The sequence below is a fragment of the Peribacillus deserti genome (assembly GCF_002863585.1).
In the GTDB taxonomy this organism is placed as follows: Bacteria; Bacillota; Bacilli; order Bacillales; family DSM-1321; genus Paraperibacillus; species Paraperibacillus deserti_A.
In genome coordinates this window covers 1-19141 of the sequence record NZ_PGUY01000103.1, presented here as the reverse complement: position 1 = coordinate 19141, position 19141 = coordinate 1, and the positions used below count along the sequence as shown (strand labels likewise).

17 protein-coding genes are annotated in these 19141 nt (G+C 42.2%); 5 read left to right on the top strand and 12 right to left on the bottom strand.

Going from position 1 to position 19141, the window contains the following annotated elements:
• Positions 1–540: 540 nt before the first annotated feature.
• Entirely contained in the window at positions 541–798 is a 258-nt protein-coding gene (locus CUU66_RS24510) for a sporulation protein (protein ID WP_180955415.1), read from the top strand.
• A gap of 58 nt (positions 799–856) precedes the next feature.
• Here the strand turns inward: CUU66_RS24510 and CUU66_RS24505 are convergent, their stop codons facing one another.
• Positions 857–1021: a hypothetical protein gene (locus CUU66_RS24505; protein ID WP_180955414.1), complete on the bottom strand. Its 165-nt coding sequence runs from the start codon at positions 1019–1021 to the stop codon at positions 857–859.
• 204 nt (positions 1022–1225) lie between these two features.
• Here CUU66_RS24505 and CUU66_RS23635 point away from each other — a divergent pair, with 204 nt between their 5' ends.
• Complete coding sequence (locus CUU66_RS23635) at positions 1226–2002, top strand: TraR/DksA C4-type zinc finger protein (protein WP_101645859.1); 777 nt, start codon at positions 1226–1228, stop codon at positions 2000–2002.
• 55 nt (positions 2003–2057) lie between these two features.
• On the opposite strand, the gene CUU66_RS23630 is transcribed toward CUU66_RS23635, so the two are convergent.
• The 3 genes from CUU66_RS23630 to CUU66_RS23620 form a co-directional block, all read right to left on the bottom strand.
• On the bottom strand, positions 2058–2360 hold the full coding sequence (locus CUU66_RS23630; protein ID WP_101645858.1) for a YunC family protein: 303 nt from the start codon (positions 2358–2360) through the stop codon (positions 2058–2060).
• 69 nt (positions 2361–2429) lie between these two features.
• Positions 2430–3797: a bifunctional metallophosphatase/5'-nucleotidase gene (locus CUU66_RS23625; RefSeq protein ID WP_101645857.1), complete on the bottom strand. Its 1368-nt coding sequence runs from the start codon at positions 3795–3797 to the stop codon at positions 2430–2432.
• Positions 3798–3856: 59 nt separating this feature from the next.
• Positions 3857–4705 carry a DUF72 domain-containing protein gene (locus tag CUU66_RS23620; protein ID WP_101645856.1) on the bottom strand — a complete coding sequence of 283 codons (849 nt, stop codon included), beginning with the start codon at positions 4703–4705 and terminating at the stop codon, positions 3857–3859.
• Between the two features lie 177 nt (positions 4706–4882).
• Here CUU66_RS23620 and CUU66_RS23615 point away from each other — a divergent pair, with 177 nt between their 5' ends.
• Positions 4883–5440, top strand: coding sequence for a hypothetical protein (locus tag CUU66_RS23615; RefSeq protein WP_101645855.1), 558 nt, complete (start codon positions 4883–4885; stop codon positions 5438–5440).
• A 27-nt stretch (positions 5441–5467) separates the two neighbouring features.
• On the opposite strand, the gene shc is transcribed toward CUU66_RS23615, so the two are convergent.
• The gene (shc, locus tag CUU66_RS23610) at positions 5468–7339 is read right to left on the bottom strand and encodes a squalene--hopene cyclase (protein WP_101645854.1); all 1872 of its coding nucleotides are present in this window, start codon (positions 7337–7339) and stop codon (positions 5468–5470) included.
• A 360-nt stretch (positions 7340–7699) separates the two neighbouring features.
• Here shc and CUU66_RS24500 point away from each other — a divergent pair, with 360 nt between their 5' ends.
• The gene (locus tag CUU66_RS24500; protein WP_180955413.1) at positions 7700–7867 is read left to right on the top strand and encodes a hypothetical protein; all 168 of its coding nucleotides are present in this window, start codon (positions 7700–7702) and stop codon (positions 7865–7867) included.
• A gap of 145 nt (positions 7868–8012) precedes the next feature.
• Here CUU66_RS24500 and CUU66_RS23605 read toward each other — a convergent pair whose 3' ends face one another.
• The gene (locus CUU66_RS23605; RefSeq protein WP_101645853.1) at positions 8013–9428 is read right to left on the bottom strand and encodes an amino acid permease; all 1416 of its coding nucleotides are present in this window, start codon (positions 9426–9428) and stop codon (positions 8013–8015) included.
• An 829-nt stretch (positions 9429–10257) separates the two neighbouring features.
• Between CUU66_RS23605 and CUU66_RS23600 the strand changes: the two genes are divergently transcribed.
• The gene (locus CUU66_RS23600; protein ID WP_101645852.1) at positions 10258–10452 is read left to right on the top strand and encodes a hypothetical protein; all 195 of its coding nucleotides are present in this window, start codon (positions 10258–10260) and stop codon (positions 10450–10452) included.
• Positions 10453–11672: 1220 nt separating this feature from the next.
• Here the strand turns inward: CUU66_RS23600 and CUU66_RS23595 are convergent.
• The 6 genes from CUU66_RS23595 to sufC all read right to left on the bottom strand — a co-directional run bounded on the left by CUU66_RS23595 (position 11673) and on the right by sufC (position 18665).
• Complete coding sequence (locus tag CUU66_RS23595; protein ID WP_101645851.1) at positions 11673–12899, bottom strand: multidrug effflux MFS transporter; 1227 nt, start codon at positions 12897–12899, stop codon at positions 11673–11675.
• A 559-nt stretch (positions 12900–13458) separates the two neighbouring features.
• Positions 13459–14856 carry a Fe-S cluster assembly protein SufB gene (sufB, locus tag CUU66_RS23590; RefSeq protein ID WP_101645850.1) on the bottom strand — a complete coding sequence of 466 codons (1398 nt, stop codon included), beginning with the start codon at positions 14854–14856 and terminating at the stop codon, positions 13459–13461.
• A 51-nt stretch (positions 14857–14907) separates the two neighbouring features.
• On the bottom strand, positions 14908–15339 hold the full coding sequence (gene sufU, locus CUU66_RS23585) for a Fe-S cluster assembly sulfur transfer protein SufU (RefSeq protein ID WP_101645849.1): 432 nt from the start codon (positions 15337–15339) through the stop codon (positions 14908–14910).
• Positions 15329–16558, bottom strand: coding sequence for a cysteine desulfurase (locus tag CUU66_RS23580; protein WP_101645848.1), 1230 nt, complete (start codon positions 16556–16558; stop codon positions 15329–15331). The genes sufU and CUU66_RS23580 overlap by 11 nt, the downstream gene beginning before the upstream one ends.
• Complete coding sequence (gene sufD / locus CUU66_RS23575) at positions 16558–17862, bottom strand: Fe-S cluster assembly protein SufD (RefSeq protein ID WP_101645847.1); 1305 nt, start codon at positions 17860–17862, stop codon at positions 16558–16560. The genes CUU66_RS23580 and sufD overlap by 1 nt, the downstream gene beginning before the upstream one ends.
• A gap of 17 nt (positions 17863–17879) precedes the next feature.
• Positions 17880–18665: a Fe-S cluster assembly ATPase SufC gene (gene sufC / locus CUU66_RS23570; protein WP_101645846.1), complete on the bottom strand. Its 786-nt coding sequence runs from the start codon at positions 18663–18665 to the stop codon at positions 17880–17882.
• Positions 18666–19141 lie beyond the last annotated feature (476 nt).

The following is a 19141-nucleotide window of genomic DNA, read 5'->3' as shown; positions in this document are numbered from 1 at the left end:
AGGCGAAGCCGAGGAGGCTCAGCGCCCGCCCCTAAGGTCCGCGAGCATCCTGTAGTGGAAATCCACCCCCTTGTTCAATAACAACAAAGTTTGCGAAAACAGCCTTTTAAAGAGGTCTTAATTTAGTGCACTATGATTTTCCACTTATTATAAACGCAATAATTAGATAAAAAGCAGATATCCGCCCCAAATACCCAGATATTAGGTCTTTTCCAAAGGCCCTTTTCTAAAAGATTGTTGTTTTTTAGTAGTTCGGTGAACCTACCCTATTGTTAAACAGGTTGATTGGAACGTAAGGTGCGAGACTCCTGCGGGAGCAGCGGGACAGGTGAGACCCCACAGGCGAAGCCGAGGAGGCTCAGCGCCCGCCCCGCGGAAAGCGAGCATCCTGTAGTGGAAATCAACCCCCATGTTCAAAAACAACAAAGTTTGCGAAAACAGCCTTTCCAAACTTCCATCATCAGAGGTATGTTACCCGTCTTGCTGTTGCACACTAAAAGCAGGGCATCACCTATGAATGACAAAAGGGAGTTTTCACATATGGACCAATCTTTAGGTTATTTAAGAGAAATACTGGCAGGACATACGGAAAATGATGCAGTCGGGAAGAGATTGTATGACTTAGTGTCTAAAAGGAATTTTTCTACTGACGGAGCTTTTGTGGATGAATTGACTGCAGAGGAAAATGACTACCTCAATAATATTTTGAATGAAGCTATCGATTATTCAAAACAAGAAGGCGACCTTGAACGAGCAAAGCATTTAAATGAAGTGTATGAATTATTGCTTACCTACTAACCCTGCTTGAATAAAAGGAAAACCTGTGGACTGGTAGGCATCCACAGGTTTTCTTGTCTTATACTTGCCGCCCAGTAACACCTGGAGCATAATCTGTTTTCTTATTATTTGAATGTGAATGCGGGTCTTCTTCCCCCACCTGATCATCCTGGCCTGTTCCAATGTACACCGACTTATGTTTTTGCTGAATTTTATTAAATTGTTCAAAATCCTGGTTTACCATTGAATTTCCCCCGTTTTCATCAATTTAAAGTAGTACTGCTTATTAGTATCACAAATACACGCAGTTACTATCCCCCTCTGAGTCCCGCATTTTCGTTCTGGTAAAAGATACTCCTTACATAATAAATCCCGTCCAGACTGAAAATAAAAACAATATAATGTGCAATTACCAGCACACGATTCACCGAAAGAAAGGAGTTAGAATATGCTCTCCCCTGAACAATTATCACACTTTAAAACCCTTTTGACTGAGAACAAAGAACAATTTGAAACCCGATTTCAAAAGAATGACCAGCTAGGCCTGGACTGGAGATTCCCGCAGGAAAGCATGAGTGAATTATCTGGATACGATAATCACCCGGGCGACCAGGGAACAGAATTATTTGAACGAGAAAAAGATATAGCATTAAACGAGCATTACAAACTCGAATACAGCCATATCAAAAACGCATTAAAAGCCATTGATGATGGTACGTATGGTACCTGCAAAGTATGCGGCGAGGAAATCCCATTTGAAAGATTAGAGGCAATCCCGAGCACTACGTATTGTATAAATCATGCAGACCAATTTGTAGCCGTTGGCCGTCCTCTTGAGGAAGGAGTATTAATGCCTCCTTTCGGAAAATTTGATATGGATGAAAAAGATGAGAATGTCGCTTATGATGCGGAGGATGCCTGGCAGGACACCGCTGAGCACGGTACATCAAATTCCCCTTCCGACTTCTTCAGGCCGAAAAACCTATATGGAGATATGTATGAAGAAGGGGAAGAACAAGTAGGCTATGTCGAGGCTTATGAGAATTTCATTGGTAATGATATGTACGGGAACAATATTACCGTTTATCCCAATGAGCGGCATGAGGAATACGAAAACATGCTAGATGAAGAAGGAATCATGACCACATTCGGAGATCTTCACCCTTATGAGCTGGATCCTTATGTTAAACCGGATGAAAAGGAAGCCGAACGTGAGTGGCCATAAGTCTTCCTCTATAAAAAAGCTGTCAGGAGTGATACCTGGCAGCTTTTTGCTATTCTCAGCTCATTTTTAGAAGTGCTTCCCTGACAGACATCCCCTTTGTAATTCCATGCCGTTCGGATTCCAAGGTTACAGATTCCAGAGAAGCCTCTAGCAGCTCATCAAGTGTCTTTACTCCTACAGCACGTCCAGCAAGGATCCTTCTATCCTTTAACCTTTCATTCAACAGTCCAATGTCCAGGGCACCGCACATCACGTAGCCCCTGTCAGATGTAATGGCCAATAAGGATGTTTTAGGCAGTTCTACAGCCACACCCAAGAAGGTGACATTGTTTATGATAATCGGTTTTAAAGTAACCATATAACCCCCACCTTGCCTTTTCTTCATACATATGAAAAAAGGAATCAATGGGTGATGGAGAATGTTCAGCTAAATAGCTGCCGGGGAACCTGCATGGCGAACCTTTTGCTCAAGAATGTCACGTAAAAATTCCGGCATGAAATAATGTTTTTCTTCAAGCCTTTGTAAATGCGGAAAAAAGCGGCCAAAGGTAAACATATCCGGTATGGCCAGTTTGTAAGTCTTATCTTTATCAAGCGGCCTCCCATTAATCTCTATAACATGGCCGTTGAACTTTATTTGGTCATAAACCATAATTCCCATGATTCTGCCCCTGAAGCCAAGTCCTTTTATCTGGAGCTCCGGCCAATCCTGACTCTTTGACTGAAGCAGGATTTCCTTTAACTCATTGCCCTCCAGCTCTACCAGACAAGGATTTATAGGATGGGGGCATATGCGGTGAATATCAAATTTTGTCACAGCACCCTCTGGCAGCTTATCCAATATTAATCCTGAATTTAAGAACGAGCAGTCTGCCTTACACCATTCTGTAAGACCCTCACATAATAGACGCGGAAGATCGGAGGGTTCAAACCACTGGGCTGATAACTCAACCGGCAAATGAGTAACAACTGAACTTAATGCCTTTTTGCCAGCTGCGTATAGATTTTCAGCGAATAGCGCTTCTCCCCCTGCAGGCTCCAAATCATGAGTTTCATACACCCGTGCTTTCTTAGTCATTTCACGGCCAGTGCCACTCACTTCAACATGGCCGACATAATAGCCAAACTTTCCGGCACCGCATAGCAGGGTGTTATGAATCTCCTTTCCCTCGTGCAGCACATGATGAGTATGTGAGCCAAGTATGACATCCACATCGGGAAAATCCTCTGCTATCCTTTCGTCATCATACAAACCTAGATGGGATAAGAGAACAATGACATCCGCTTCTTTTTTTATGATTGACATCTCATTTTCCAGCACTTGAAAAGGATCTGTAATTTTCCACCCCAAGAGCTCGTAATACTTTTGATAATAAGCTGTTACTCCCAGAAAGCCAATTTTTATGCCATTTTTTGTTTCATGTATAACAGAAGGCAGTGCCCAGGAAGGCCTGTCCCCGTTCCTGTTAAAAATATTAGCCGCCAGTATTTTAAAGTCCGCCTCCGCATACAATTCATCCAGCTTGTCATGCGGCAGGGTGATTCCTTCATTATTGCCAATGGCTGCATACTGGCAGCCAACTTCATTAAGTAGTGTGACATTTCCTTTTCCATAGGTACCTTCCGTAAAAGGATGTGATCGGTCGATATGATCTCCCACATCCACAATGATCATTTCCTCTCCTGCTTCCGTATGCGACTTTTTTCTTTTGGCTAGGAATTGTTTTATTCTGGGCCATGAATCAAAGTGGCTGTGTAAATCGTTTATATGATAAATGTGGACTGTTTCATTCATGGGATACCTCTTTTTACTCTTTATCGGGCCCTTCTCCAACACACCTTATTAATCAACACCTAAAAAAGATCAAGCTGCCTGGATGTTAACCCTTTGTATTCTAAACCTAAGATATCGATCATTTCTTTAGCGTTTCCGGCAGCGTCTCCGCCGGAGTTATTATTAAATAAAACAAATACGTCTTTACTTTGGTTATGGAGGTTTTCTATAATACCTGCCATTTCTTCTAATTCTGAACGGTTATATTTATATAAATATCGTACTTCTCTCCATTTATCGCCAGAAGCAGGCTTTCTCCAGCCATGTACATTCCGACCGTGCAGCCTGATGAGGGTCTTGTCTTTATGTGTTGCCCTGGCTATCAGAGGTATGGAGCCTTCTCCCGCCTGCGGTTCATCACAGACGCTGTGTATCCAGCCTTCTGACTCCATAAAATCCAAGGTGCGCTCATAATAGTCAGGCGAGAACCAGGATTGATTACGGAACTCCAGAGCTGCCGGGAGCTCACCCATTTCTTCCTTACACCATCGTAAGATGTCTACGTTTTCTTTCTTGCAGTCAAACCATGGAGGGAATTGAAAAAGTACCATTGCAAGCTTACCAGCACTCTTAAATGGCATAACAGATTTTTTAAAGGCCTCAAACATTTCTTTCTGATCAGCAAATGGTATGTCTCCCCGCTGGTGCCCCGTCATCCCCTGATACGCTTTGACTATGAACTGAAAGTTTTCCGGAGTAACAGAGATCCATTTTCGCACATTTCTTTCAGGCTGAACCGCATAGAAGGAAGCATCTACCTCGACTGCCGGAAAGTGACCGCCATATTCTTCGAGTTTGTCCCTCGCAGCTATTTTATCAGGATAAATGGAGTCGTGATCACCCCAGCCCGTCACACCGATAAAAATCATATGGTTACCTCTCACTCTAGTTTTGCTTCATTATAGCACAGCGGGACGGGTTTACCTCCTCCCGGAGCTCTTGATAGGTGTCAGAAAGGAATCAATTTACAGTTATATACCTGGAATAGAGGGTATGAGCCTAGAGTACCTTTTGTTTCCATTTCAAAGAAAGGTAAGGAGGTTTTTATGTTCGGATTTAATGACTTTTTGAAATTCTTCTCTGCCTTTTTTGTTATTTTTCCCATTGTGACTGTTATTCATTTGTGCGGCCATCTGTTTTTCGTAACGATTTACGGAGGGCGGGAAAAAAAAATCGTTGTAGGCTGCGGCCGAACTTTATTTTCCTTGTGGAAGGTTGAGATTCGAACGTTTTACTTCTGGAGCGGCGGGTGCGAATTTAAAAAGTTAGGCTGTAACACCCGTATGTCTAATACGCTTATCTTTCTTGGAGGATCTATTTTCAATCTGGCAAGCATCCTTCTCGTTAACCTATTCATTTTCTTAAAATATATGGAACCAAGTGTGTGGAGCTACCAATTTCAATATTTTTCTTTTAATACCATGTTCTTTGCCCTTTTTCCAATGGATTTTCCAAATGGTACTCCAAGTGATGGAAAGGCCGTGTGGCTGCTTTGGAAAAACAGGATAGAAGACAAGCATTCCGATGATCTTATTTTTAGGGACATCGAAGAAGAATTAGAGAAAATACAGGCTGACCAAAAAGAAAAGAGCCGGGACTTGTAAGCTTTCGGCTCTTGCTGCAGTATTTTTTCACGTGATATATTTATGTTTATAGTGGCTTAAGGCCAAGAGCGGAAAAACATACCGATAGCTGTGATAATGGATATAAAAAAAATTAGCCATTCCCTGACCGGCTGGATATTGGTTGGTCCAGCCTTCACTTTTGCCCTCCCTGATCAGGAAACGAATGGCCTTATCTATCTCAGGCACTGGTTTATCTGATACAGAAATCAGAGCATCGACTGCCCATGCTGTATGCGTCAGGGTGCTGGCACCTAAAGGAACATACTTCCTCTGAATATCGCTTAGACAGGATTCTCCCCATCCTCCGTCTTCATTTTGAATAGCTAGGAGCCAGCCAGCAGCCTTTTTTATAGCTGGATGCGAGGAAGATATTCCTGCGGCCGCCAGCCCTGTCAAGGCCGCCCAGGTGCCAAAAATATAACAGATTCCCCATCTGCCGTACCAGGAACCGTTTTTCTTCTGATTTTGAAGGAGCCAGGTTACTCCTCTGTCTATTCTCTCATCAGGGATTTTCAAGTTAACATATCTGCCTAGAAACTCCAGGGTTCTTCCTGTTAAATCCGGAGTTGAAGGATCGGCCAGGATGTATTCAGCGCCCTGTATGGGCAGGAGATGGAGAAATTTCTTATTCACGTTCTTTTCAAAAGCCGGCCACCCCCCATCCTGATTCTGCATGGATAAGGTATATGCCAGTCCACGGGTCCAGGCTTGCTGATATTCCGGCTTCAATATATGCAGCGCCCTTAAAGACGCAGTTGTATCATCGACATCCGGGTTTATTGAATTTAAGTCCGAAAATCCCCACCCGCCTGGAGATGCATCAGGATTATGAATAATCCAATCCCCATATTTATAATGCTGGCGGGAGAGCAAATAGTTATTCGCTCTACGCACAGCAGAGGAATCAGGGGAACGCCCAGCCTGCTGAAGGGCATAACTGATTAAGGAAGTATTCCAGACATTGGCGGTCGTATATTGAAAGTGGACCTTATTATGAATCGTACAGGCCATTGTTTTCAGGCCATTTAGCGCTTTTGTTATCACAGGGTCGGTCTTAGAATAGCCAAGTGACAGCAGGGCCATAATCATGTAAAAAGTAGAACTAAAATAATTATATAAAGTTCCGTCAGCTTCCAGCCGGCCAAACATATACCTTTTGACAGCCTCGATGGCAAGTGGATGAAGATAGCGGGGAATGCCAATTAATGCTTTTACCCCATAAGTAATCATGTGAAAAAGACTCTTAATCTCTCCTGATCTAAATTCTTCCCAATCCTCTTCATCTTTTCTTGTAAGATATAAATCTCCCAGATTCGGTGCAGCATCCGTTTTCAGTTGAAATTTTTTGTTTCCCAGCAGCAAGAGTGGTATTAGATTGGACCGGCCGAACACAGAAATATCATACATATTGATAAAAAAGGAGGAAGGAAGAAGAACAGCTTCTAATGGCACTGGAAAAATAGCCGGCCATTTAAACTGCCCTGTCATAGCAAGCAGAAATTTGGTATACATACTGGCTTTCTTGAGACCGCCCTTCGACAAAATGAACGTTTTAGCCAGCCTCATTTGTTGATCAGTCTTCTTCCGTTTGCCCGAGTACAATAAAGCATAATAACATTCTATGGTTAAGGACAGATTCCCATCAGGCTCATCGTGAAATAACTTCCATGCACCATTTGCCTCCTGCCTGCTCCAAATCCGTGCTGCAGCAGATTCAATAAGCGGTTCATCATCCTGTTCTAAGAGCTTCATGAGGATAATCATGTAAGCATCTGTAATCAAACCCGTCTCAAAGGGATAATCCCAGGAACCATCTTTAGATTGATCCTTTTCCAGCACCCCGATCAGCCGGTCTATCTCAGACTGTACCCATACCATCCAGCATACACCGCCTATCCTTAGTAAACCTTATATCCTTATATCTATTAGAGACTGCCTGGACATTAGGATATGAACTTTTTTGGGGTGAGTTCTTTTTTTGGGGACTGTCCCCCATTTCCCAAGTGCCCCAGCCCGCGGCCTATCAGAATTTGTTAGGGGGACAGTCTTTATTTCCCAAGTTTTTTGATGGATGGTGCAATCGAGGTCAGCCGAGGCTGTCTATGGCTAAAAGAAACGCATTGTATACAGCCTTTTTTAGATAAGGGGAATTTTTCCTTTGATAATTTTGTCTATTATGCTAAAATATTGGGAGAATTTGTCGAAATAATAAGTAGTTTAAACTAAAGGGGAATTCTGATGTTAGTACTAAAGAGATATTTTTTATCCGAAATTGAACGTTATAAAACAGAAAAGGCGATTCTGGAAGCAGAAGTGTCCATTCAGGAAAAAGTCCTGTTAAGCTTAGACGATGCAGAATTACTGCAATTATATAGAGAAAAAGTAGAAGCTCTGCAATTGGCTTAATTTCCTTAAGCACTAAAAACCTTCGATCCGTCTGTAAATCGAAGGTTTTTTTAATTCCCGGTAGTTCATTTCAACATAAAGCGGAACTCTCCCCACTAAAGTAAAAAGCCCTTCTCCATACAGAGAAGGACCCTAGTGTTAATTATTATATTTTAGCTGTCTTGTCCACTTTGGAAGATTGCTGCGATTCCACTTCACTCATTCTTTTCCTGCCTGCGAAGATGTAATACAGATAACAGGCAATCATAAATGGAATTCCACAGTATAGGGATATTCTCTGTTCTGGTACAAAGGCAAGACTGATTATCACCACAGAATTGAAGAGTATCGCAAGAATCGGAACAAGCGGATATAAAGGCGTTTTGTATTTCAAATCTTCTACTCTGCCGCCTTGCTTCATATAATGCTTCCTTCCGAGCAGATTGGAAACGGCAATTGAAAGCCAGATGAATACCGCGCCAAACCCAGCAATGGACAGCAGCCATAAGTACACGGTATCTTCGGCAAAAATACCAGATAATAAGGATAAGCAGCCTACACCAAGGGACACAATAAGTGCCAGCATAGGTACACCTCTCTTATTCAGCCTGCCAAACGCCGGACTGATCATCCCCTGCCTTGACATGGACCAAAGCATCCGGGAAGTTGCATACAATCCAGAGTTGGCTACTGAAAGCACAGCCGTGATAATAACGAAATTCATGATATCTGCCGCATACGGGATTCCGAGCCCCTCAAAGACAACAACAAACGGACTCTCGACAAGCCCTGCTTTTTCCCAAGGAAATAGGGCAGAAAGAATAAAGATTGAGAGGATAAAAAATATAAAAATTCGCCATACCGTACTATTAATGGCTTTTGGAATGGTTTTTTCAGGTTCTTCACTTTCCCCTGCTGTGATCCCCACGAGCTCTGTGCCCTGAAATGAGAAATTAACAGCAATCATGGTAACTATGATTGCTCCAAGCCCATTCGGGAAAAGTCCGCCATTCCCCGTAAAATTAGATAAATATGGGGCAGGTTGTCCATCTAGATGAAGAAAGCCAAAGATTACGGCTCCTCCAAGGAATATAAAAGCTATAATCGTAATGACCTTAATTCCAGCAAACCAAAATTCCACTTCTGCAAAACTTTTCGTGGACAGCGCATTAACAAAGAATAAGAGCAGTGTAAAGACGACACACCAGACCCAGGTTGATACATCCGGGAACCAGCGTTTCATTAACATACTGACGGTAATAAGCTCAAGGCCAATCGTTACCGCCCAGTTGAGCCATGACATCCATCCCACCACATAGCCTGCCGATGGTGAGATATACTTAGTGGCATATGTCTGATAGGACCCCGCATCAGGCAGCCTGACCGCTAATTCACCCAGACAGAGCATGGTCAGGTACATCACAAATCCGCCCCATATATAAGCTACCATTGCTCCCCCGGGACCTGCTTCATGAATGGTATAGCCAGAACTCATAAATAATCCCGTGCCAATTACTCCCCCTAAAGCAATCATTAAGACATGACGGCTTTTCAACTCTCTTTTTAACGACTGATTCCCCATAAACTTCCCCCTTTGTTGTGTTTTCAAGTGATGTAAGCGCTTAATTTAACAGATACAAGAAAAGCCCATTTGCCCCCTTTTTACAAATGCGCTTTACGTCACATGGTTTTTACGCCATTGACTTTATTATATTCTGATAATTTTAACTTTACAATAAAACCTGTATTAACACAAGTGTGAGCCATAAAATTATTATACTTGTATAAATATTGAATCAGGTAAATATTTATGAGACGATCAGAATCTGATCAAGAAACCAGGTGCCTCCAAATAAAAAATGGGGTATCGATTTGGATGTATTATTACATTATGCCATCCATTTTTTAAAAGTTTGACATACATATTTTACATGCGGTATAAAACATCGGAGGACATGCAGAAGGACAATTTAGATGTGAAAAAGGAAAAAGCCCTTCTCAAACATGAGTGGGCTTTCTCACGTAGTCTCCGTGAACGGTACACGTATTGAATAAAAAAGTGCTAACTGTTACAGTTAAGTAGTTCAGATAACGTGGAGAAACAATAGAATTAGCGTTAAAAATCGAGTATAAAATCGCAAAGGTTTTGTACTCGTTTTTTTATTGATATGTAAGTGTTATTCCTGTTTTCGTTGCCGAATTAACGAGTGGTATAGCATACCAATTAACAGGATGAAAGTAGCTATTGTCATTCGTTATTCAGGGTGCCGTTAAGGCTGTTATTTTAGCTGTTAAAAATAATCAAAAGGAATAGGAAATTAATGTTAAAATATTATTAGAAACAAAGTTGGTCCTGTTCCGTTAAGGGACGGTTTAATTGAATCCTTTTTAAATATATAAGGAGGTTAGCTATGAAAAATAATAAATTTGCACTTTTTGCTTCTTTAATAGTGTTAGTAGGTTTTCCAATTATTTTTCTCTTCATATCATTACTTACAGGGCAATGGAGTTATCTGGCGTGGAGTATCCCACCTTCCTTTGCTGCGGGATTAACTGGTTTAATGATGACTCTTAACCAAATAAAAAAAGAGAGAAAAGATGCATAACGATACTCCAACTATTCAATAAACGGGGATTTAATGGAATAAGGTCCCATAAACTCTGAGCTTTTTGCGTGCTATTTACTATGTGAATCGACCTGTGAATTCAAATGTTATTTAGCTTGTTATTTTAAGTTTTCTCCACAATAACTGAACTACTTATGTTACAGTGGAGCTCTCTTTTTATAAAGGCTGTTTTCGCAAACTTTGTTGTTATTGAACAAGGGTTTATTTCCACTACAGGATGCTCGCGGACCTTAGGGGCGGGCGCCCGAGCCTCCTCGGCTTCGCCTGTGGGGTCTCACCTAATCGAAAAGCGGAGGACGGTGCTTTTCAAGAAAAGATCCATCCAAAAGCTGAATGGTAATCTTTTTTAATTAGAGGCAAAACGCTAAAAGAAAAGCAGACACCTGTCCGGCATAAGACGAGCGGCAGTAAAAGGCCGATTTTGCCTTTTAATGGCGGTTGCTAGACCCGCGGTGTCGGTCCGGAGCTGGACAAAAAGAAAAGCGGAAAGCGGTGCCTTCCCATTAACATTATTTAAGAACTCTCATGATAAGCTCATCTTTTATCAACACAAAATCTTAGGCAAGGCAGAGACCTGAAAAGCATAAGACGAGCAGGCCGTGAGAAGCGGTTTTTCTTCTCATGGACTGATTGGCTTATGACTCGAGGGTCTAAAGCCTTGGAGCTGGACAATACCCGCTGCACCCGCACAGAAAAGCGGAAAGCGGTGCCTGCCCAACATATAAATATTAAACGCTCAGTGATAATCCCAATTGATATAAAATTCTAAACAATTTGGCAGGCAGAGACCCGATAAAGAAGACTTGCTGATTGGCGAACGACAGTGAAAACAGAAGCCTAGTCGCACTTACCACGCTTGAACGGCCACGTCCTGTGGCCCCGCCTGGCTCGCACATCCTGTGCATCGTGCGTTAGCCAAGCATAAGACGAGCCGGCTGTGGGGAGTGCTTTTCTCCCCATAGACGGATTGGCTTATGACTCGAGGGTCTCAGCTTGTAGCTGGATCAAGGAGTCTCGCACCTTACGTTCCAATCAACCTGTTTAACTATAGGTTTTGTTCACAGAACTTATAAAAAAACAACGATCTTTAAGAAAAGAGCCTTTATAAAACAACCGCTGTTTTGAAAGTTGTTTAAAATCGGCATACAGTTCCCTGACACCTAAACTTTCGCAATAGACAATCAATCATTTCATATTTTTCAAGCTTTCCGTTTGGCCATTAGAAGTGTCTCCTGGGACCTAGACTTTCTTACCAGGATGAAATAACAAAGGAAAGCCAAAACGCTGGCGCCAAAAATGACGGCGGCCATGGGAACTCCTGTGTAGGCTCCGCCGATCCCTACAAGCGGGGCAGATAGAGAGCCCATGACAAAAGGCAATACCCCCAATAAGGCAGACGCGCTGCCCGCCATATGGCCCTGTGACTGAATGGCCAAGGTGAAAGACGACGTTCCGATTATACTAATGGATGATATAAAGAAGAACACCGGGATAGCGACACCGATCAGCGGTGCTTTTAGTAAGAGTGCAATCAATAACCCTAAACCAGATACATTCGCAAGGGCAAGACCTATTTTCAGGAAAGTCCCTTCCGAAACGGTATCGGTTAAGCGGCCGACTGACTGGCTCCCAATGATTAAAGCCACCCCATTGACCCCAAACAAAAGACTAAATTGCTGGGGGGTCACTCCGTAAACATTCTGATAGACAAACGGAATACCAGAAACATAGGCAAAAATACCGGCAGTGATAAACCCCTGTGTTAATGCATAGCCCATGAATTCTTTATTTTTAAATAATGTGCCAAAATTGCCCAATACATAAGGCAAATTACTCGGGACACGCTTTTCAGTTGGCAGCGTCTCTTTTAACTTAAATGAAACGGTAAAGATCAATATGATTCCAATACACGCCAGTGCAATAAAAACCCAATTCCAATCACCAAAAGCAAGGATTGCCCCTCCTGCAATCGGGGCTAGGATTGGTCCAAGGTTCCCTACTAATACCATTAAAGAAAAAAACTTTGTCAGTTCCTTTCCGCTATAAAGGTCCCTTACGATTGCCCTAGATATGACAATTCCACCTGAAGCTGCGAATCCCTGTACAAAACGGCACCCAATAAGGAAATAGATATTGGGGGAAAAGGAGCATGTGAGGGATGCTAGGATGTATAAACCAAGGAAAAACAACAAAGGTTTCCGGCGTCCCTTCACATCACTCAATGGACCAATGACTAATTGCCCTAAACCAAGACCCAATAAGCAGGATGTCAAACTGATCTGAACGAGTGAAGCGGTCGTATTAAAATCTTTTACAATAGTAGGAAAGGACGGCAAATATGTATCGATTGTAAAAGGACCCAAAATTCCCAGAGATCCTAAAAGTACTGCAAGCTGCAGTCGTTTCTTTCCGCTGGATTTATCCAAGTTGCTCTCGCCTTTCTTTATGTAATTTTTTCATCCTCAATACGTAAGCACAATTGTTTCGAGAACCGAAATTTAACATCCTCCATTATAACTGGAAACCTCCCTGTAGGTAAACAATTAAATATCAGATAGGAAAAGCTCCATCGCCTGGACAGCCCTGACAAGTTTAAGGCGGGACCCGAAGGAAGAACCTGCCGTCCGGGGGGTACCAGCTTAAGACCTCGAGAAAATGAAGCATCAAATCGCACACAAAAAAGGATAGATGAGCAATTATCTATCCTTTTTTGTACATGAAAGGCCGTAAATTTTTTTTATTTAGGAAAGTGGTATCTTGAACGGAAAAAAAGTTTAGAGAAAGGTATCAAAATGCACGGGGTTTAAGTCCTTTAAAACAACAGCGGATACGTATCTTGAAACTGAAAAATAAAAGAAGACGAACTTCAAAAGTTCGCCTCCTAAACAAAAAGATAAAATCTAATCGGCACCAAATCGGCTCGCCGGTAATTTTACAATTTATCACATTTCATAAAACCGTCGCTGTACAAAGGTTTTTTCTTAATTACCCAATAGAACCTTCCATTTCAAACTTGATCAGGCGGTTCATTTCAACTGCATATTCCATTGGTAGTTCTTTTGTGAATGGCTCAATAAAGCCCATAACAATCATTTCAGTAGCTTCCTGCTCAGAAATTCCACGGCTCATCAAGTAGAACAATTGCTCTTCTGACACCTTGGAAACCTTTGCTTCGTGCTCAAGAGAAATGTTGTCATTTAGAATTTCGTTATATGGAATGGTATCAGAAGTAGATTTATTGTCCATAATCAATGTGTCACATTCGATGTTGGAACGTGCACCTTCTGCTTTACGGCCGAAGTGTACAATACCGCGGTACGTAACTTTTCCGCCCTGTTTAGAGATAGATTTGGAAACAATCGTTGAAGATGTATTTGGTGCTAAATGAATCATTTTAGCCCCTGCATCCTGGTGCTGCCCTTTACCTGCAATTGCAATCGAAAGGGTCATACCACGGGCGCCTTCACCTTTAAGGATGACTGCTGGGTATTTCATCGTAAGCTTAGAACCGATGTTGCCATCAATCCATTCCATGGTTGCATTCGCTTCACAGACAGCGCGCTTTGTAACAAGGTTAAACACGTTATTAGCCCAGTTTTGGATAGTGGTATAACGGCAGTATGCACCTTTTTTAATAACAATCTCAACGACTGCACTATGAAGTGAGTTGGTTGTATAAACCGGAGCTGTACAGCCTTCTACATAATGCACGCTTGCATCTTCATCTACGATAATCAATGTACGCTCGAATTGGCCCATATTTTCCGAGTTAATACGGAAATATGCCTGAAGAGGAGTATCCACCTTGATTCCTTTTGGAACATAGATGAAGGAGCCTCCAGACCAAACCGCTGAGTTTAGAGCCGCAAATTTATTATCTGTCGGCGGGATGGTTTTCCCGAAATGTTCGCGGAAAATATCTTCGTTTTCTCTAAGCGCAGAATCTGTGTCTTTAAACACGATGCCCATCGCTTCAAGATCTTCCTTCATATTATGATAAACAACCTCTGATTCATATTGAGCAGATACACCAGCAAGGTACTTTTGCTCAGCTTCAGGGATACCCAGTTTATCAAACGTCTGCTTAATTTCATCAGGAACCTCATCCCAAGACTTCTCTGATTTTTCCGATGGTTTTACATAGTACGTAATTTCATCGAAGTTTAAGCTCATTAAGTCGCCGCCCCATTGAGGCATTGGCATATTATAGAAATGCTCTAATGATTTCAGACGGAAATCAAGCATCCATTGCGGTTCATTTTTCATACGCGAAATTTCTTCAACGATTTCTCTAGTTAAACCGCGTTTTGAACGGAATATAGAAACGTCTCTATCCGAAAAGCCGTATTTATAATCTCCGATCTCAGGCATCTTTTTAGCCATTTGCTCGTTCCTCCATTCTTGAAAAGCAGCTGTCGAACCGCTGCTATCCGTTTATTCTGCTTTCAGACCCTTTTCCATCGCCTTCCAGGCCAGGGTCGCACACTTAATTCGTGCCGGGAATTTAGACACACCTTGAAGTGCCTCTATATCTCCCAAATCTATATCTTCATCATATTCATTGCCCTGCATCATATCAGAAAAGATCTTCGACAGCTTAAGGGCTGTCTCAATGTTTTTCCCTTTAATAGCTTGTGTCATCATGGAAGCAGATGACATGGAGATGGAACAGCCTTCTCCTTCAAACTTGGCATCTTTCACAATACCGGCTTCTACATGTAAGGTTAGACGAATACGGTCACCGCAAGTAGGGTTATTCATATCGACGGTAAGGTTCCCATTATCAAGCACGCCTTTGTTGCGCGGGTTCTTATAATGGTCCATGATCACCTGACGATACAATGTATCTAAATTATTAAAAGACATTGCTGAAATACTCCTTCGTTTTGACAAGCCCTTGGACCAGCTTATCAATATCTTCATCGGTGTTATATAAATAAAAGCTTGCCCGGGCCGTTGCTGATACGTTTAACCATCGCATAAGCGGCTGTGCACAATGATGGCCTGCTCGGACAGCTATTCCATCCGCATCGAGCACCGTCGCCACATCATGAGGATGAACGTCGTCTAGATTAAATGTTATCACACCTGCACGCTGCTCCGCACTTTGAGGTCCAAATATCTTGATTCCTTCGATATTAGACATTGCATCCAGTGCATACGCGGCCAGTTTGTGCTCATGTGCTTCAATTTGATCAAGGCCTATGCTTTCGAGGAAATCGATAGCTGCACCTAATCCTATTGCACCAGCTATGATAGGCGTTCCACCTTCGAATTTCCATGGCAATTCTTTCCATGTCGATTCGTATAAATCGACAATGTCAATCATTTCACCACCGAATTCGATTGGCTCCATATTTTCAAGGAGATGCTTCTTACCATAAAGAGCTCCAATACCAGTAGGTCCGCACATTTTATGGCCGGAGAAAGCAAAGAAATCACAATCGAGATCCTGTACATCGACCTTTAGGTGAGGCGCAGCCTGAGCTCCATCAACCACCATCACCGCCCCATTTTCGTGGGCAATCTTTGCAATTTCCTTGATCGGATTAATGACCCCTAGAACGTTTGAAACATACATAATCGAAACAATTTTAGTATTACCGGTTATGGTATTCTTAACATCCTCAATAGATATTGTGCCATCCTCCTGTAAGGGAAGATACTTCAGAGTCGCACCAGTCTGTCTCGCCACCTGCTGCCAAGGAATAACGTTACTGTGATGCTCCATATAGGAGATTACAATCTCGTCTCCTTCCTTAAGGTTTGGACGGCCGTAGCTTGCAGCTACAAGATTCAGTGCAGTAGTAGTCCCTCTCAGGAAAATCACTTCCTCTATAGAAGAAGCATTAATAAACTTTCGGGTCTTTTCACGGGCACCTTCATATCGGTCAGTCGCCTTAGTCCCTAGAGTGTGTACGCCCCTGTGTACATTAGAGTTATATTCTCGATAATACGTATTGATCTCTTCAATCACCTGAAGAGGCTTTTGTGAAGTCGCAGCACTATCCAAATATACAAGAGGGCTTCCATTCACATTCTGGTCAAGTATCGGAAATAACTTCTTAATTTCGTGGGCATTCATTATTTAACTTTCCTTTCGATTACCTCTACCAATCCCTTTTTAACTGCTTCAATTGGCAGCTGGTTTACTACAGGCGCAAGGAAACCATGGATAACTAACCTTTCTGCTTCTTGTTTTGGTATCCCTCTGCTCATTAAATAGTAAAGCTGAACAGGGTCTACACGTCCTACAGAGGCAGCATGGCCGGCTGTTACGTCATCCTCATCAATTAAGAGAATCGGATTTGCATCACCGCGGGCTTTTTCACTAAGCATCAATACTCTTGATTCCTGCTCAGCATTCGACTTAGAAGCTCCATGCTCAATTTTGCCGATTCCATTAAATATGGAGGAAGCACTGTCCTTCATTACTCCATGCTTTAAGATATAACCCTCAGAGTTCTTGCCCCAGTGGGTAATTTGTGTTGTAAAGTTTTGAATTTGTTCGCCGCGACCGACTACAACGGTTTTCGCATCTCCAAATGAACCGTCCCCTACAAGGTTGGTTACATTTTCGGAGATCGTATTGCCGTCGTTCATCAAGCCAAGTGCCCATTCAATCTTAGCATCTCTTGCTGCAGTACCTCTGCGGTTCACATAGGTAGTGATGCCTTTTGATAGATTATCAACGGCCCCGTAAGCTACTCGCGCATTAGTATTGGCAAATACCTCGGTCACGATGTTTGCTATGCCGTTTTCTTCGTCTGCAGTAGAAATATAGTTTTCAACGTAGGTTACCTGGCTGTTATCATCAGCCACAACCAATACATGATTAAATAATGAAGCTTCAGCATTATCGTGTAGGAATACAGCTTGCAGCGGCTCTTTTATTTCCACGTTTTTCGGAACGTAGATAAAAACGCCGCCATTCAGCAATGCAGCATGGAGTGCAGTTAAACGGTGTTCATCCGCTTTCACTCCATTCATAAAGTATTTCTGGACAAGATCCGCATGGTCGCGTGCCGCTGTGAAAATATCTGTAAAAATCACACCTTGATTCTTAAGCTCATCTGTCAAAACAGAAAAAGCAGGTGTATTATTGCGTTGAATATACAGATTCTTGGCTCCTTCAGCCGCAATCAAAGTTTTCACATTTTCAGGCAGTTCTTCAACTGACGTAAACGCTCCACTTTCTACCGTATGTTTCGTAAAACTTGTGAAGTTCCACTTATTTATTTTAGTTTTATCAGGCCGGGGCAATGGAAGAGTGTCTATTGCTGCAAAAGCAGAATTCCGTACACCCAAAAGCCAGCCAGGTTCATTATTTTGTTTAGAAAAGGAGCTTACATACTCCTGGTCAAACGGCAATTTTGTTTCCGTGGTCATTGCAATCCTCCTAAAACTTACGCTTCTTGGCCTACAGTTTCGTCTTCAATACCTAACTCTTGCTTAATCCAGTCATAACCTTCAGCTTCAAGTCTTTGAGCAAGTTCAGGACCGCCGGATTTAACCACACGTCCCTGCATCATAACATGGACAAAATCTGGAGTGATATAGTTCAATAAACGCTGATAGTGGGTAATGATTAAGCAGCCGAACTCATCTCCGCGCATTTGATTGATCCCTTTAGAAACTACTTTAAGAGCATCGATATCAAGACCGGAGTCAATTTCATCCAAAATAGCAATCTTGGGTTCAATCATCATCAACTGAAGAATTTCATTACGTTTCTTTTCTCCGCCAGAAAACCCTTCGTTAAGATATCTTTGAGCCATATCTGGATCCATCTCAAGGAAATCCATTTGCTTATCCATTGTACGGATGAATTTCATCAAAGAAATTTCATCTCCTTCTTCTCTGCGTGCATTTACTGCAGAACGAAGGAAATCAGCATTCGTTACCCCCGTGATTTCACTTGGGTACTGCATAGCAAGGAAAAGTCCGGCACGTGCTCTTTCATCTACTTCCATCTCTAAAACATCTTCGCCATCAAGCGTAATAGATCCGCTTGTTACTTCATATTTTGGATGCCCCATGATCGCTGAAGAAAGAGTAGACTTACCAGTACCGTTCGGCCCCATGATAGCGTGGATTTCCCCGCCCTTAATTTCAAGGTTTACACCTTTTAAAATTTCCTTACCTTCGATCGCAACATGCAGATCTTTAATTATCAAAGTTGATCCAGCCATTATATTACCTCCGTGAATATAAGTACTTACCTGAAAAAACCCGGAACACTCCGAGTATGTAACTCTCAAAATAATAATTCTGAATAACGCGCCCAAAAGGCCGTCAAAAGAGAACAATTTAACTTTCATTCTCAATTTATTCTCATTCCAATTTTATAACAAATCCAAAAACAATACAACTTTTTAAGAAAAGTGGAAAGCGGTGCCTGCTGAACCTTTTTATTGGCCCCCTAATGAAGATCAAATTTATGAAATCCTTTCCATAAAGCGGCAGGCAGAGACCTGAAAAGCATAAGACGAGGAGGCATTGAGAAGCGCTTTTCTTCTCATTGACTGCTTGGCTTATGTCTCGAGGCTCTCAGCTTGGAACTGGACACCAAGAAAAGTGGAGGACGGTGCTTTTCCTACCCAGTTCATTAGTTAATCTTTGATGATCCAAACCCTTAAAACGAACACACTATCTAGAAAAGCAGACA

Coding starts and splice junctions, on each gene's coding strand:
- CUU66_RS24510 (WP_180955415.1), top strand. CDS start 541: ATGGACCAATCTTTAGGTTATTTAAGAGAAATACTGGCAGGACATACG.
- CUU66_RS24505 (WP_180955414.1), bottom strand. CDS start 1,021: ATGGTAAACCAGGATTTTGAACAATTTAATAAAATTCAGCAAAAACAT.
- CUU66_RS23635 (WP_101645859.1), top strand. CDS start 1,226: ATGCTCTCCCCTGAACAATTATCACACTTTAAAACCCTTTTGACTGAG.
- CUU66_RS23630 (WP_101645858.1), bottom strand. CDS start 2,360: ATGGTTACTTTAAAACCGATTATCATAAACAATGTCACCTTCTTGGGT.
- CUU66_RS23625 (WP_101645857.1), bottom strand. CDS start 3,797: ATGAATGAAACAGTCCACATTTATCATATAAACGATTTACACAGCCAC.
- CUU66_RS23620 (WP_101645856.1), bottom strand. CDS start 4,705: ATGATTTTTATCGGTGTGACGGGCTGGGGTGATCACGACTCCATTTAT.
- CUU66_RS23615 (WP_101645855.1), top strand. CDS start 4,883: ATGTTCGGATTTAATGACTTTTTGAAATTCTTCTCTGCCTTTTTTGTT.
- shc (WP_101645854.1), bottom strand. CDS start 7,339: ATGGTATGGGTACAGTCTGAGATAGACCGGCTGATCGGGGTGCTGGAA.
- CUU66_RS24500 (WP_180955413.1), top strand. CDS start 7,700: ATGTTAGTACTAAAGAGATATTTTTTATCCGAAATTGAACGTTATAAA.
- CUU66_RS23605 (WP_101645853.1), bottom strand. CDS start 9,428: ATGGGGAATCAGTCGTTAAAAAGAGAGTTGAAAAGCCGTCATGTCTTA.
- CUU66_RS23600 (WP_101645852.1), top strand. CDS start 10,258: ATGAAAAATAATAAATTTGCACTTTTTGCTTCTTTAATAGTGTTAGTA.
- sufB (WP_101645850.1), bottom strand. CDS start 14,856: ATGGCTAAAAAGATGCCTGAGATCGGAGATTATAAATACGGCTTTTCG.
- sufU (WP_101645849.1), bottom strand. CDS start 15,339: ATGTCTTTTAATAATTTAGATACATTGTATCGTCAGGTGATCATGGAC.
- CUU66_RS23580 (WP_101645848.1), bottom strand. CDS start 16,558: ATGAATGCCCACGAAATTAAGAAGTTATTTCCGATACTTGACCAGAAT.
- sufD (WP_101645847.1), bottom strand. CDS start 17,862: ATGACCACGGAAACAAAATTGCCGTTTGACCAGGAGTATGTAAGCTCC.
- sufC (WP_101645846.1), bottom strand. CDS start 18,665: ATGGCTGGATCAACTTTGATAATTAAAGATCTGCATGTTGCGATCGAA.